This window comes from Streptomyces sp. NBC_01260, from assembly GCF_036226405.1.
In the GTDB taxonomy this organism is placed as follows: domain Bacteria; phylum Actinomycetota; class Actinomycetes; order Streptomycetales; family Streptomycetaceae; genus Streptomyces; species Streptomyces laculatispora.
In genome coordinates this window covers 3786809-3801681 of the sequence record NZ_CP108464.1, presented here as the reverse complement: position 1 = coordinate 3801681, position 14873 = coordinate 3786809, and the positions used below count along the sequence as shown (strand labels likewise).

8 protein-coding genes and 3 rRNA genes are annotated in these 14873 nt (G+C 65.4%); 7 read left to right on the top strand and 4 right to left on the bottom strand.

Annotation, left to right across the window (positions count from 1 at the left end; genetic code table 11):
• The first annotated feature begins 68 nt into the window (after nucleotides 1-68).
• Entirely contained in the window at nucleotides 69-263 is a 195-nt protein-coding gene (locus tag OG322_RS16825; protein ID WP_164494365.1) for a hypothetical protein, read from the top strand.
• A gap of 121 nt (nucleotides 264-384) precedes the next feature.
• Here OG322_RS16825 and OG322_RS16820 read toward each other — a convergent pair whose 3' ends face one another.
• The gene (locus tag OG322_RS16820) at nucleotides 385-1185 is read right to left on the bottom strand and encodes a TetR/AcrR family transcriptional regulator (RefSeq protein WP_398910964.1); all 801 of its coding nucleotides are present in this window, start codon (nucleotides 1183-1185) and stop codon (nucleotides 385-387) included.
• A gap of 469 nt (nucleotides 1186-1654) precedes the next feature.
• Here OG322_RS16820 and OG322_RS16815 point away from each other — a divergent pair, with 469 nt between their 5' ends.
• On the top strand, nucleotides 1655-3052 hold the full coding sequence (locus OG322_RS16815; RefSeq protein WP_123462229.1) for an NAD(P)/FAD-dependent oxidoreductase: 1398 nt from the start codon (nucleotides 1655-1657) through the stop codon (nucleotides 3050-3052).
• Between the two features lie 226 nt (nucleotides 3053-3278).
• Nucleotides 3279-4943 carry an ATP-binding SpoIIE family protein phosphatase gene (locus tag OG322_RS16810; protein ID WP_123460617.1) on the top strand — a complete coding sequence of 555 codons (1665 nt, stop codon included), beginning with the start codon at nucleotides 3279-3281 and terminating at the stop codon, nucleotides 4941-4943.
• Between the two features lie 17 nt (nucleotides 4944-4960).
• On the opposite strand, the gene OG322_RS16805 is transcribed toward OG322_RS16810, so the two are convergent.
• Nucleotides 4961-6268 carry an MFS transporter gene (locus tag OG322_RS16805; RefSeq protein ID WP_123460618.1) on the bottom strand — a complete coding sequence of 436 codons (1308 nt, stop codon included), beginning with the start codon at nucleotides 6266-6268 and terminating at the stop codon, nucleotides 4961-4963.
• Between the two features lie 156 nt (nucleotides 6269-6424).
• On the opposite strand from OG322_RS16805, the gene OG322_RS16800 reads away from it, so the two are divergent.
• The 4 genes from OG322_RS16800 (at nucleotide 6425) to rrf (ending at nucleotide 12818) form a co-directional block, all read left to right on the top strand.
• On the top strand, nucleotides 6425-6979 hold the full coding sequence (locus tag OG322_RS16800) for a MarR family winged helix-turn-helix transcriptional regulator (RefSeq protein WP_123460619.1): 555 nt from the start codon (nucleotides 6425-6427) through the stop codon (nucleotides 6977-6979).
• Between the two features lie 693 nt (nucleotides 6980-7672).
• Nucleotides 7673-9198, top strand: a 16S ribosomal RNA gene (locus tag OG322_RS16795).
• 299 nt (nucleotides 9199-9497) lie between these two features.
• A 23S ribosomal RNA gene (locus tag OG322_RS16790) occupies nucleotides 9498-12622 on the top strand.
• Nucleotides 12623-12701: 79 nt separating this feature from the next.
• Nucleotides 12702-12818, top strand: a 5S ribosomal RNA gene (gene rrf / locus OG322_RS16785).
• Together the 16S, 23S and 5S rRNA genes form the textbook arrangement of a ribosomal RNA operon.
• A gap of 80 nt (nucleotides 12819-12898) precedes the next feature.
• Here rrf and OG322_RS16780 read toward each other — a convergent pair.
• On the bottom strand, nucleotides 12899-13564 hold the full coding sequence (locus OG322_RS16780) for a response regulator transcription factor (RefSeq protein ID WP_329306602.1): 666 nt from the start codon (nucleotides 13562-13564) through the stop codon (nucleotides 12899-12901).
• The gene (locus OG322_RS16775) at nucleotides 13561-14823 is read right to left on the bottom strand and encodes a sensor histidine kinase (RefSeq protein WP_266411404.1); all 1263 of its coding nucleotides are present in this window, start codon (nucleotides 14821-14823) and stop codon (nucleotides 13561-13563) included. Before OG322_RS16775 ends, OG322_RS16780 begins: the two co-directional genes overlap by 4 nt.
• Between the last annotated feature and the right edge of the window lie 50 nt (nucleotides 14824-14873).

The window sequence follows — 14873 nt, the reverse complement described above, 5'->3', positions numbered from 1 at the left end:
CCGGGGCGGCCTCCCGAATGTGAGCACTAGCGGACACTCGTTCGGGGAAGGAGTAACAGGATGTGCTGATGGGGCAGTTGAGTGCGGCGGCGTCGAAAGTGGCGACTGAGGCCACGGTCGGTCCGCCGGTACGCCCCGCGATCACGGGTCGCATCGACGCACCGACCGGCACTCACCGCACTCATCGCACCGCACTCGCCGACTCACCGCACCGCGTGAGCGAGACGCTCACCGAGCGGGGCAGGCCGGACCGGACCGGGTGAGTCGGACCCAGCCGAGCCGGGCGCGCTCCCCTGTCACTCCAGCAGGCCGACGCAGGCCTCACGCCGCCCGCTCACGCAAACCTCACGCGGCCCGCCGGCCCGAACCGCCGGCCCGGCCCGCTCACGCAGGCCGCGAGCGCAGCCCCTCCAGCAGGATGTCCAGCAGCCGGGCCGAAGCCGCCGCCTGCTGAGCCGCGTCCGGCAGCGCGGGTGCCGCCGTCGCGATGACCAGCAGCACATCGGCCACCGTCACATCGCGGCGCAGCTCACCCGACGTCCGCGCCCGGTCGACCAGCCGGCCCACGACCTCCAGCAGCTCGGCCGATCCACTGCCGACGCCGTCGATCTCCGGCTCCGGCACAGGCCGGGGCTCGGCCACCCGTGGTCCGCCCGTCGCCTGGCCGGCCTCCTGCCGCTGCTGCGGCACCCGGGGTTCGTCCCGGGCGTCAATGGCCGCCGAGCCCGGTAGGGCCGACTCCGCTGCCCGTACGGCGCCCGGATCGCCGACCACTGTCGAGTCGTCGGTGTCCACGTCGACCCGCAGTATCTGCGGAGGCAGCAGCCGCCCCGCGCCCGAGGCGACCGAGGTCCGCAGGAAGCGCGACAGCGCCGACCACGGCTCCTCCTCCTGCCCCAGCGCGGACCGGGCCTGGTCGGTCAGCCGGGAGGTCTCCTCCTCGGCTATCCGCCGCACCAGCACGTCCTTGCTGGGGAAGCGCCGGTACACCGTGCCGACACCGACGCGGGCGCGACGCGCCACGTCCTCCATCGGAGCGCCGTACCCGAGCTCGCCGAACACTTCGCGCGCCGCCCGCAGCACATGTTCCAGATTGCGCTGCGCGTCCACGCGCAGCGGCGCCGAGCGGCCGTGCGCTCCGGCACCGACGGTGCCCGAGCCGAGTGCGGCACCCAGAGTGCTCACTGCTCCCGACGGTGCGGCGGTTCCTGATGACCCGATGCCGCTCACCGTTCCGACTGTACCGACTGCGCCGATTCGTCCGTTTCCTTCGGACGCGACAGCAGCAGTCGGCCAATGCGATTCCTGAATATGCATAACTGTTCCCCCGGTTATGACGTCTCCCCCCGGAGACTCCCGCCGTGTCTGCCGGGTTGACCGATGGTCCCCATCCGACACCCCGACGACACACGAACATAGTTGAGCCAGGGTCAATTCAGAAGGGGGCAGTTCCGCCCGGAGCGCCCCCCGATCGGAACAAGGACCGGTTGGTCACCGATTCGCCCTCTGCCCGTGCCCCTCACCGCAACCCCTGACCTGCGGGACTTCCGTATTGCCGCAACGATCAACCGGAGCGGCCCGTTCGGAAGCTCCGGTCACACAATTTGCCGGGGCTGTGGACAAACTCCGGAGCGCGTTGCGTCATGGGGTGGTGATGGCTTCAGATTCCGGGGGAACACCCCCCGGCCCCCCGCCGGGTGTGCGCATTCTCGTCGTCGGCGGCGGCTACGTCGGGATGTACACCGCGCTGCGTCTCCAGCGGAAGCTGAAGCAGCGGCTGAGAAGCGGCGAGGCCGAGATTGTCGTCGTCACTCCTGATCCTTATATGACGTATCAGCCGTTCCTTCCCGAAGCCGCCGCCGGTTCGATCTCACCGCGCCATGTGGTCGTCCCGCTGCGCCGGGTCCTGCCGCACTGCACGATCGTCATCGGCGAGGCGCAGCGCATCGATACGGCCGAGCGCACCGCGACGGTCACCACCCTGGCCACGGGCGAGGACGGCACCGGTGCGGTCGAGATCCCGTACGACGAGATCGTCATCGCGCCCGGCTCCGTCTCGCGCACCCTCCCGGTCCCCGGCCTCGCCGACCACGGCTTCGGCTTCAAGACCATCGAGGAGGCCATCGGGCTGCGCAACCACGTGATCGAGCAGATGGACATCGCCTCCGCCACCCGCGACCCCGCGATCCGCGACGCCGCCCTCACCTTCGTCTTCGTCGGTGGCGGCTACGCGGGCGTGGAGGCGCTGGCCGAGCTGGAGGACATGGCCCGCTACACCGCGCGGTACTACCACAACATCAAGGCCGAGGACCTGAAGTGGATCCTCGTCGAGGCGACCGGCCGCATCCTGCCCGAGGTCGGCGAATCGATGGGCAAGTACGCCGTCCGGGAGCTGCGCGGCCGCAATATCGACGTACGTCTCGACACCCGGCTGGAGTCCTGCGAGGACCGGGTGGCCGTACTCAGCGACGGTTCCCGCTTCCCGACCCGCACGCTCGTGTGGACAGCGGGCGTGAAACCCGCGCCGCTGCTCGCCGCCACCGGCCTCCCGCTCAACGAACGCGGCCGGCTCACCTGCACGGCGGAACTCACCGTCGAAGGCGCCGAACACGCCTGGGCCGCCGGTGACGCCGCCGCCGTCCCCGACCTGACCGCCGACGAGCCCGGACGGGAGACCGCGCCCAACGCCCAGCACGCGGTCCGCCAGGCCAAGGTCCTCGCGGAGAACATCGTGGCGTCCATGAACGGCGAACCGCTCACGGAGTACCGGCACAGCTATGCGGGCTCCGTCGCCTCGCTCGGCCTCCACAAGGGCGTCGCGCACGTCTACGGACGCAGGCTCAAGGGCTACCCGGCCTGGCTGATGCACCGTGTCTATCACCTGAGCCGGGTCCCGACGTTCAACCGCAAGGCCCGCGTGCTCGCCGAATGGACCCTGGCCGGCCTCTTCAAACGCGAGATCGTCTCCCTCGGCTCGCTGGAACACCCCAGGGCCGAGTTCGAACTCGCCGCGGGAAGGCGTCCCAGGACCGACGGCGACGACTGTCAGTAGGGTCCGACACACTTGGACGTGTGACCATAGGTGGGCTCACATCTGCACAGAGTGACCCGGCAGGCAGCGACCGAAAGTGATCAGCAGAGACCGGCTCCGGCTGCGCGTTCCGGCGGTCCGGCCCCGAACCGGCGAGAGTGAACCGGCAGGAAGAACCGGCAGAGGATCCGGCAGAGGAAGCAGCCCGCCCGAGCGGACCAGACCGACACACGAGGCCAGAAATTCCGTGAACTTCACGCGTTGGAGCGCCCGCCTACCCGGTACGCAGCGTCGAGCCGCCCGGGACGACCAGAGTGCCGTACCGGCGGCCCGCGCCGAGTACGCACAGGACGAAACCGGGTCCGGCCCGCCGGAGAGCGAACCGGACGACGCCGCGCCCCGGCCCCCGGCGCCCGCCCTGGAGAACCTCTCCGCCCGCGACATCCTCGGCCGGCTGCCCGCCCTCGTCGCTCTGGTGCACGGACCCGACCACCGCATCGCGTACGTCAACGACGCCTACGCCGCGGCCTTCGGCCCCCGCCCGTCCGGTCTCCCCGCGGCCGAGGCGATGCCCGAACTCACCGAGCTCAGCCTCCTCCCCCTGATGGACCAGGTCCTGCGCAGCGGCACACCCCGCACGGTCAAGTCCCGAAAGGCCCGCAGCGGCAGCTCGTACACCGTGACCTGCACCCCCGTAGCGCACGACAAGGACAAGGGGCACGAGGGCGGAGTGCTCGTGTACGCCGCCGATGTCACCGACCACGCCGAAGCGGCCGAGCGGCTGCGCACCAGCGAGCGGCGCCACCGCGAAACGGCCGTCACCCTCCAGCGCTCACTGCTCCCGCAGGAGCTGGAGCAGCCCGACGACCTGCGGATCGCCGCCACCTACCAGCCGGGCGGCACGGACGCCGCGGTCGGCGGCGACTGGTACGACGTCATCACCCTCGGCGCGGGCCGCACCGCCCTGGTCATCGGGGACGTGATGGGGCGCGGGGTGCGCGCCGCCGCGGTGATGGGCCAGCTGCGCACCGCGGTCCGGGCCTACGCCCGGCTGGACCTCCCGCCGCACGAGGTGCTCCAGCTGCTCGACGGACTGGCCGCCGAGATCGACGCCAGCCAGATCGCCACCTGCGCCTACGCGGTCCACGACCCCAACGAGGGCTTGTTGGTCTACTCCTCCGCCGGGCACCTCCCGATCCTGGTGCGCGACGAGGACGGCACGGTGCACCGCGCCGAGGGCCCGACCGGACCCCCGCTCGGCACCGGCGGCTGGATCCACACCTCCGGCACGATCGCGCTGCCGCCCGGCTCCACCGCGGTCCTCTACACCGACGGCCTGGTCGAGCGCCGCAGCGAGGACATCGACGAGGGCGTGGCCGCGCTGGAGCGCGCGCTGTCCGGTGCGAAGGGCGCACCACAGGTGGTCTGCGACCGCCTGATGCGCTCCCTCAACATCACCGCGGAACACGACGACGACGTGGCGGTGCTGGTGGTCCAGCACCCCGCCCGCACCGGGCCGACCGCGGAGCTGTTCCACAACGCCTCGCTCGATCTGCTCGGCGGCATCGAGGCGGCTCCGCGCGCCCGCGCCTTCGCGACGGGCGTCCTGACGTCGTGGCGCTTCCCGGTGGACCTGTGCGACCTGGGCGTCCTCGCCGCCGGTGAGCTGGTCGCCAATTCCCTCCAGCACGGCACACCGCCGATGCGCCTGGGCCTGCGGCGCACCGACCGCCGGCTGATCATCGAGGTGACCGACGGCGACGACCACCTGCCGCGCCGCCGCCGCGCCGAACCGGCGGACGAGGCGGGCCGGGGCATCTCCATCATCGCGACGATCGCCACGTCCTGGGGCAGCCGCCGCACGCCGGGCGGCGGCAAAGCGGTCTGGTGCGAATTCGCCCTGCCGCGCTAGAAGGCGGGCCCGGACCCTCAGTGAAGAGCGGCGACCGGGTGCGGCACCTCGGCCGGCGCGGCCTCCGGCAACGACACGGCCACCACCCGCGACGGCACCGCCGCGAGTGAAGGCTGGTCCTGTACGGGGGTGAGCCGTCGGCCCAGCCGCAGCGCGAGCACCGTGATGCCCAGCGAGAACAGCACGAACGTCACGATGTACGGCCCGTGCAGCGATGCCCCCATGGGACCGCCCACGGCGGGACCGACCGCCAGCGCCAGCTGCTTGCACAGGGCGAAGGCCGAGTTGTACTGCCCGACCATCGACTCCGGCGCCAGATCGGCGACGAGCGGTGCGACGGTCGGCGAGAGCATCGACTCACCGAGCCCGAACAGCGCGTACGTGGAGATCATCGCGGCCGTCGCCATGGTCTGGCTGCCGTGCCCGAGGCCGGCGTAGCCCGCCACGATCCAGGCGAACGCCCAGATCAGACCGACCGCGGCGATCACCCGGCTGCGACGGCGGCGCTCCACCAGCCGCAGCACCACGAACTGGGCGACGACGATGACCGCGGTGTTGGCGGCCAGCGCGATCCCGAGCGTGGAGGGCTCGATCCCGGCGGCCTCGGTGCCGTACGCCGCAAGACCGGACTCGAACTGTCCGTAGCAGGCGAAGAACACCACGAACCCCAGCACACACAGCTGCACCATGGCCCGGTGCGAGAGCAGCCCCCGCATCCCGCCCCGCGCGGCATCACCGGCCCCGGACACCCCCGCCGCGACGGCGGACGTACGAGGCATCCGCACGGTCGCCGTGATGGCGCCGAGCACGAGGAACATCACCGCTTCGATCAGGAACAGCAGCGTGAAGGACGAAGGCCGCTCCGTGTCGACGATCTGTCCGCCGACCAGTCCGCCGATGCCGAGTCCCAGGTTCTGCAGGAAGAACTGCATGGCGAAGGCACGGGTACGGGTGCCGGTGTCGGAGCACCGGACCAGCATCGTGGCGAGGGCGGGCTGCATGACCGCGGTCCCCGCGCCGAGGACCGCGGCCGACAGGACGGCGGCGGTCACCTGCGAGGAGAAGCCCAGGGCGGCCGCGCCCAGGGAGGCGACGACCGAGGCGACGAGCAGTACGGGCAGCGGCCCGCGACGGTCGATGACCCGGCCGGTGAACGGCAGGACGGCGAGCGCTGCCATGGCGAAGACCGCCAGTACGACTCCCGCCGTACCGGCACCCAGATCCCGTACCTGCGCCACGTAGACGTACAGATACGGAACGGTGAACCCGAGCCCGAACGCGCTCAGCGCGCTCCCCAGCTGGATCCGCCGCAGTGCTGCACCCATTTCCCTGGTCACACTCACCTACCTCAAGGTCTCGAAGCCATGTGATCGAGCGAACCGAACGACTCGAACCCGAAGACTTTAGCATTAAAGTTAGAAGGTCAACAATACAGACCGAAGGACTTCGACGGCTATGGGTGGCGTGCCATACTGCGCGCCATGCCTGACACCACCGAGCCCGGTCTCCAGGAGCCGAGCCTCGACGAGCAGATCGCCGCCTATCAGCGCGAGTTCCGAGACCTGGACCCACAGGTCGAGCAGGTCGTCTCGGCGCTGGGCAGGCTGAACCGCCGAATGAACGTGGCGTACGGACGTCAGGTCGCCGCCCTCGGCATCAGCAACGCCGAGTGGGAGGTCCTCAAGACCCTCGTGCTGGCCGGCACCCCGTACCGGCTGGGCCCGGGGGAGCTGGCCAAGCGGCTCGGACTCACCCCGGCCGCGATGACGCACCGCATCGACCGCATGGCCGGCGAGGGCCTGGTCACCCGCGACCGCGACGAGAACAACCGGGTCCGCGTCATCGTCGAGCTGACGGACGAGGGCCGGGCGAAGTGGCTGGAGGCGATGCGGATGGCCACGGACTTCGAGGAGGAGCTGCTCCAGGACCTCTCGGGCGACGAGCGTGGAGTCCTCGGCGAGATGCTCATCCGGCTCCTGCGCCGGGTGGAGCACGCCCAGCCGGACGCCGGCGGTCGCCTCACCGACCTGGACTGACACGGCCCTGCCGGGTCGGCCAGGGAGGGGTTGACATGCCCCACCGAGATCCGTAAGGTTCTTCGAGTTGTCACGGAGCCTGCACGGTTCCGCGGCAGCCGATCCCGCCGCGAATGCGGCAACCAAAACTCAGCACGATCTCCCACTCGGGAGAATTTCGGTATGCCGAAATTGATTTCGAAGGCTCGATTATGAGCCGCCGGGAAGATCCGCTAGAGTTTGAGACGTCGGAACGGCCCAACAGCCGGGAAGACAAACCCCGCTGACTGGGAATCAGGCCCGAAAGGATCTGATAGAGTCGGACTCGCCGGAAAGGGAAACGCGAAAGCGAAGAACTGGAAAGCGAAAATGCGAGGCCCGCTTCGACCGGGAATCGGACACGAAAGAGTCTGATAGAGTCGGAAACGCAAGACCGAAGGGAAGCGCCCGGAGGAAAGCCCCAGAAAATGTTCTGGTGGTGAGTACAAAGGAAGCGTCCGTTCCTTGAGAACTCAACAGCGTGCCAAAAGTCAACGCCAGATACGTTGATACCCCGACCTGCTTCGGCAGGTTCGAGGTTCCTTTGAAAGTCCTGGCAGACCACACTAGTGGTTCTACCAGGCAATGCACATAGCGAGGACATAGTGAACGATCGGTCTTATTCCGACTCGATTGTTCCGCTCTCGTGTGTGTGATCCCGATTACGGGAAAACATTCACGGAGAGTTTGATCCTGGCTCAGGACGAACGCTGGCGGCGTGCTTAACACATGCAAGTCGAACGATGAAGCCCTTCGGGGTGGATTAGTGGCGAACGGGTGAGTAACACGTGGGCAATCTGCCCTTCACTCTGGGACAAGCCCTGGAAACGGGGTCTAATACCGGATAATACTTTCCCTCTCATGGGGGAAGGTTAAAAGCTCCGGCGGTGAAGGATGAGCCCGCGGCCTATCAGCTAGTTGGTGGGGTAATGGCCTACCAAGGCGACGACGGGTAGCCGGCCTGAGAGGGCGACCGGCCACACTGGGACTGAGACACGGCCCAGACTCCTACGGGAGGCAGCAGTGGGGAATATTGCACAATGGGCGAAAGCCTGATGCAGCGACGCCGCGTGAGGGATGACGGCCTTCGGGTTGTAAACCTCTTTCAGCAGGGAAGAAGCGAAAGTGACGGTACCTGCAGAAGAAGCGCCGGCTAACTACGTGCCAGCAGCCGCGGTAATACGTAGGGCGCAAGCGTTGTCCGGAATTATTGGGCGTAAAGAGCTCGTAGGCGGCTTGTTGCGTCGGTTGTGAAAGCCCGGGGCTTAACCCCGGGTCTGCAGTCGATACGGGCAGGCTAGAGTGTGGTAGGGGAGATCGGAATTCCTGGTGTAGCGGTGAAATGCGCAGATATCAGGAGGAACACCGGTGGCGAAGGCGGATCTCTGGGCCATTACTGACGCTGAGGAGCGAAAGCGTGGGGAGCGAACAGGATTAGATACCCTGGTAGTCCACGCCGTAAACGTTGGGAACTAGGTGTTGGCGACATTCCACGTCGTCGGTGCCGCAGCTAACGCATTAAGTTCCCCGCCTGGGGAGTACGGCCGCAAGGCTAAAACTCAAAGGAATTGACGGGGGCCCGCACAAGCAGCGGAGCATGTGGCTTAATTCGACGCAACGCGAAGAACCTTACCAAGGCTTGACATACACCGGAAAGCATCAGAGATGGTGCCCCCCTTGTGGTCGGTGTACAGGTGGTGCATGGCTGTCGTCAGCTCGTGTCGTGAGATGTTGGGTTAAGTCCCGCAACGAGCGCAACCCTTGTTCTGTGTTGCCAGCATGCCCTTCGGGGTGATGGGGACTCACAGGAGACTGCCGGGGTCAACTCGGAGGAAGGTGGGGACGACGTCAAGTCATCATGCCCCTTATGTCTTGGGCTGCACACGTGCTACAATGGCCGGTACAATGAGCTGCGATGCCGCGAGGCGGAGCGAATCTCAAAAAGCCGGTCTCAGTTCGGATTGGGGTCTGCAACTCGACCCCATGAAGTCGGAGTTGCTAGTAATCGCAGATCAGCATTGCTGCGGTGAATACGTTCCCGGGCCTTGTACACACCGCCCGTCACGTCACGAAAGTCGGTAACACCCGAAGCCGGTGGCCCAACCCCTTGTGGGAGGGAGCTGTCGAAGGTGGGACTGGCGATTGGGACGAAGTCGTAACAAGGTAGCCGTACCGGAAGGTGCGGCTGGATCACCTCCTTTCTAAGGAGCATCTAGATTCCGCAAGGAATCCAGAGCCACTACGTCGGCAAACGATCGACGGTGGTTAGCTCATGGGTGGAACGTTGACTATTCGGCACGACAGGTTGTTTTTCACTAGTACTGCTTCGGCGTGGAATGTGGGGAGTGATCGGTCGGGTCGGGCACGCTGTTGGGTATCTGAAGGTACGGCCGTCATGGTCGTCCTTCGGTTGCCGGCCCCAGTGAACTCGCCCGGTAAGGGTGGGGTGGTGGGTGGCTGGTCGTTGTTTGAGAACTGCACAGTGGACGCGAGCATCTGTGGCCAAGTTTTTAAGGGCGCACGGTGGATGCCTTGGCACCAGGAACCGATGAAGGACGTGGGAGGCCACGATAGGCCCCGGGGAGCTGTCAACCAAGCTTTGATCCGGGGGTGTCCGAATGGGGAAACCCGGCAGTCGTCATGGGCTGTCACCCGCTGCTGAACACATAGGCAGTGTGGAGGGAACGAGGGGAAGTGAAACATCTCAGTACCCTCAGGAAGAGAAAACAACCGTGATTCCGGGAGTAGTGGCGAGCGAAACTGGATCAGGCCAAACCGTATGCGTGTGATACCCGGCAGGGGTTGCGCATGCGGGGTTGTGGGATCTCTTTTTCACGGTCTGCCGGCTGTGAGACGAGTCAGAAACCGTTGATGTAGGCGAAGGACATGCGAAAGGTCCGGCGTAGAGGGTAAGACCCCCGTAGCTGAAACATTAACGGCTCGTTTAAGAGACACCCAAGTAGCACGGGGCCCGAGAAATCCCGTGTGAATCTGGCGGGACCACCCGTTAAGCCTAAATATTCCCTGGTGACCGATAGCGGATAGTACCGTGAGGGAATGGTGAAAAGTACCGCGGGAGCGGAGTGAAATAGTACCTGAAACCGTGTGCCTACAAGCCGTGGGAGCGTCGCTGTGTGTGCTTGCACATGCAGTCGTGACTGCGTGCCTTTTGAAGAATGAGCCTGCGAGTTTGCGGTGTGTTGCGAGGTTAACCCGTGTGGGGAAGCCGTAGCGAAAGCGAGTCCGAATAGGGCGATTTAGTAGCGCGCTCAAGACCCGAAGCGGAGTGATCTAGCCATGGGCAGGTTGAAGCGGAGGTAAGACTTCGTGGAGGACCGAACCCACCAGGGTTGAAAACCTGGGGGATGACCTGTGGTTAGGGGTGAAAGGCCAATCAAACTCCGTGATAGCTGGTTCTCCCCGAAATGCATTTAGGTGCAGCGTCGTGTGTTTCTTGCCGGAGGTAGAGCACTGGATAGGCGATGGGCCCTACCGGGTTACTGACCTTAGCCAAACTCCGAATGCCGGTAAGTGAGAGCACGGCAGTGAGACTGTGGGGGATAAGCTCCATGGTCGAGAGGGAAACAGCCCAGAGCATCGACTAAGGCCCCTAAGCGTACGCTAAGTGGGAAAGGATGTGGAGTCGCAGAGACAACCAGGAGGTTGGCTTAGAAGCAGCCACCCTTGAAAGAGTGCGTAATAGCTCACTGGTCAAGTGATTCCGCGCCGACAATGTAGCGGGGCTCAAGCGTACCGCCGAAGTCGTGTCATTCATACACATATCCCCAACGGGAGTATGGATGGGTAGGGGAGCGTCGTGTGCCGGGTGAAGCAGCCGCGGAAGCGAGTTGTGGACGGTTCACGAGTGAGAATGCAGGCATGAGTAGCGATACACACGTGAGAAACGTGTGCGCCGATTGACTAAGGGTTCCTGGGTCAAGCTGATCTGCCCAGGGTAAGTCGGGACCTAAGGCGAGGCCGACAGGCGTAGTCGATGGACAACCGGTTGATATTCCGGTACCCGCTTTGAAACGCCCAATACTGAATCAGGCGATGCTAAGTCCGTGAAGCCGGCCCGATCTCTTCGGAGTTGAGGGTAGTGGTGGAGCCGACGAACCAGACTTGTACTAGGTAAGCGATGGGGTGACGCAGGAAGGTAGTCCAGCCCGGGCGGTGGTAGTCCCGGGGTAAGGGTGTAGGCCGTGTGGTAGGTAAATCCGTCACACATTAAGGCTGAGACCTGATGCCGAGCCGATTGTGGTGAAGTGGATGATCCTATGCTGTCGAGAAAAGCCTCTAGCGAGTTTCATGGCGGCCCGTACCCTAAACCGACTCAGGTAGTCAGGTAGAGAATACCGAGGCGTTCGGGTGAACTATGGTTAAGGAACTCGGCAAAATGCCCCCGTAACTTCGGGAGAAGGGGGGCCATCACTGGTGATTGGATTTACTCCATGAGCTGGGGGTGGCCGCAGAGACCAGCGAGAAGCGACTGTTTACTAAAAACACAGGTCCGTGCGAAGCCGTAAGGCGATGTATACGGACTGACGCCTGCCCGGTGCTGGAACGTTAAGGGGACCGGTTAGCTGACTTTCGGGTCGGCGAAGCTGAGAACTTAAGCGCCAGTAAACGGCGGTGGTAACTATAACCATCCTAAGGTAGCGAAATTCCTTGTCGGGTAAGTTCCGACCTGCACGAATGGCGTAACGACTTCTCGACTGTCTCAACCATAGGCCCGGTGAAATTGCACTACGAGTAAAGATGCTCGTTTCGCGCAGCAGGACGGAAAGACCCCGGGACCTTTACTATAGTTTGATATTGGTGTTCGGTTCGGCTTGTGTAGGATAGGTGGGAGACTTTGAAGCGGCCACGCCAGTGGTTGTGGAGTCGTCGTTGAAATACCACTCTGGTCGTGCTGGATGTCTAACCTGGGTCCGTGATCCGGATCAGGGACAGTGTCTGATGGGTAGTTTAACTGGGGCGGTTGCCTCCTAAAGAGTAACGGAGGCGCCCAAAGGTTCCCTCAGCCTGGTTGGCAATCAGGTGTTGAGTGTAAGTGCACAAGGGAGCTTGACTGTGAGACCGACGGGTCGAGCAGGGACGAAAGTCGGGACTAGTGATCCGGCAGTGGCTTGTGGAAGCGCTGTCGCTCAACGGATAAAAGGTACCCCGGGGATAACAGGCTGATCTTCCCCAAGAGTCCATATCGACGGGATGGTTTGGCACCTCGATGTCGGCTCGTCGCATCCTGGGGCTGGAGTCGGTCCCAAGGGTTGGGCTGTTCGCCCATTAAAGCGGTACGCGAGCTGGGTTTAGAACGTCGTGAGACAGTTCGGTCCCTATCCGCTGTGCGCGTAGGAATATTGAGAAGGGCTGTCCCTAGTACGAGAGGACCGGGACGGACGAACCTCTGGTGTGCCAGTTGTCCTGCCAAGGGCATGGCTGGTTGGCTACGTTCGGAAAGGATAACCGCTGAAAGCATCTAAGCGGGAAGCCTGCTTCGAGATGAGTATTCCCACCCTCTTGAAGGGTTAAGGCTCCCAGTAGACGACTGGGTTGATAGGCCAGATGTGGAAGCCCGGTAACGGGTGGAGCTGACTGGTACTAATAGGCCGAGGGCTTGTCCTCAGTTGCTCGCGTCCACTGTGTTAGTTCTGAAATAACGAACGGCCGTGTTTTGTTCCGGTGTTGGTTAATTTCATAGTGTTTCGGTGGTCATTGCGTTAGGGAAACGCCCGGTTACATTCCGAACCCGGAAGCTAAGCCTTTCAGCGCCGATGGTACTGCAGGGGGGACCCTGTGGGAGAGTAGGACGCCGCCGAACTCCTTTTGATAGTAGTTGAGCCCCGTGCCCTTGTGGCACGGGGCTTTTCTGCGTTCCCGGCCAGAACGGCCCTGTCCCACTCAGCCCGGGGTGACCAGGTGGGTGTCGTACGCCAGGATCACTGCCTGGACGCGGTCTCTGGCACCGGTTTTGGCGAGGATGCGGGAGACATGGGTCTTCACGGTCGATTCGGCGAGGTGCAGTCGCTCCGCGATCTCCGAGTTGGTCCAGCCCTGTCCGATGACGGTGAGGATCTCCCGTTCCCGGCCGGTGAGGGCCCCGATGCGTGCATCCGGTGTTGCGGGTCCCCCGGGGGTTGTCGGCAGATGCTGGACATACGCGTCCAGGAGACGGCGGGTCAGGCTGGGGGCGACCACCGCGTCGCCGCTGGCGACGGCCCGGATGCCGGAGAGCAGCTCCTGCGGCATCGCGTCCTTGATGAGGAAGCCGCTCGCGCCGGCGCGCAGACCGTCGTACGCGTACCGGTCCAGGTCGAAGGTCGTGACGATGAGTATGCGGGTGCGGGAGCCGGTCCTGATGATGCGGCGGGTCGCCTCGATGCCGTCGAGCAGCGGCATGCGGATGTCCATCAGGGCGACGTCCGGCTGATGCCGGGTGACGAGCTGGAGGGCCTCGTGGCCGTTGGCGGCCTCGCCGACGACCGTCATGTCGTCCTGGCTCTCCAACAGCATGCGGAATCCGAAGCGTTGCATCGGCTGGTCGTCCGCGATGAGCACGGTCGTCACGAGGGGGAGTCCTCCAGAGGGAGCCGGAGCCGTACCCGCCAGCCTGTGCCGGTGGGACGGCCTGCTTCTACGGTGCCGTCGTACAGGGAAGCGCGTTCACGCATGCCCGTGATGCCCTGTCCGGTGCCGTCGGGTGCGGTGGCCGCGGGATCAGGGGTTCCGTTGTCGGTGATCACGGCCTCCAGCTCCTTCGCCCCGTAGGTCAGGACGACCTCGGCCGCCAGGGCGGAGTGTCCGCCGCCGTGCTTCAGCGTATTGGTCAGGGCTTCCTGCACCACCCGGTAGACCGTCAACTGCCGTCCAGCGGTGGGTGGGACGGCCGGCGGCGTACCGCGGCGGCTCAGGCGTACCGGGAGGCCTGCCGTCCGTACGCCCGCGAGCAGGGTGTCCAGGTCGTCGAGGGTCGGTTGCGGGGTGCGGTCGGCGTGGTCCGGGGGATCGCGCAGGACCCCGAGCAGGCGGCGGAGTTCGGCGAGGGCCTGGCGGCTGGTGGTGCCGATCGCGTCCAGGGCCTGGGCTGCCCGTTCCGGGCTCTTGGCCGCGGCGTAGGCGCCGCCGTCGGCGAGGCCCGTGATGACGGAGAGGTTGTGGCCGATGATGTCGTGCATCTCCCGGGCGATCCGCGTCCGTTCGGCGACGGCCGCCAGCTGGGCCTGCTGGTCCCGTTCGAGTTCCAGCCGGTTGGCGCGGTCGACGAGGGCCTCCGTGTACTCCTTGCGCGTACGGAACACGATCCCCAGCAGGGAGACGAACACGAACGCGTACAGATGGGGGACGAAGAGCTGGTTCCAGTCCGCGGGGAAGCGGGCCGAGCCGATCAGGAGCGGGGCGAGCACGATCCCGCCCGCCCCGGCCAGGGTGCGCAACGGCAGCCGGAGCGCGATGTTGAAGACCACGATCTCCTGGAGGAAGGCGGCCTGGACGACCGCCCCCGACCAGACGTTGACCAGGGCGAACGGGGTCATGAACAGCAGGACGGCCGACGGGTGGCTGCGGCGCAGGAGCAGCGGTGCGGAGAACGCGGCGCTCAGCAGCAGCACCAGCCGCGGTGACATGCTCGGGTCGACCGCGACGGTGCGCCAGCCACCCGAGGAGACGTCGAGCACGGCGAACAGAATGCAGAACGTGGTGAGCAGTCCGTCCCAGACGGCGGGCCGGCGTTGGTCGGCCGCGCGGACGCGCTGGAGCAGTCGCTGGATGTGCCCGGTGAGCGGGCTGGGGCGCAGTGTCCCCGCCCGGTCCGTACCGTCGTGCGTCACCTGTGCGTCCCCCGCTTCGTACGTCTCCCCGTGCGATCTTTGCACCTTCG

Bases quoted from the DNA above. Each gene is read 5' to 3' on its own strand.
- OG322_RS16800 (WP_123460619.1), top strand. From the start codon at position 6,425: ATGCCTGACACCACCGAGCCCGGTCTCCAGGAGCCGAGCCTCGACGAG.
- OG322_RS16815 (WP_123462229.1), top strand. From the start codon at position 1,655: ATGGCTTCAGATTCCGGGGGAACACCCCCCGGCCCCCCGCCGGGTGTG.
- OG322_RS16805 (WP_123460618.1), bottom strand. From the start codon at position 6,268: ATGGGTGCAGCACTGCGGCGGATCCAGCTGGGGAGCGCGCTGAGCGCG.
- OG322_RS16825 (WP_164494365.1), top strand. From the start codon at position 69: ATGGGGCAGTTGAGTGCGGCGGCGTCGAAAGTGGCGACTGAGGCCACG.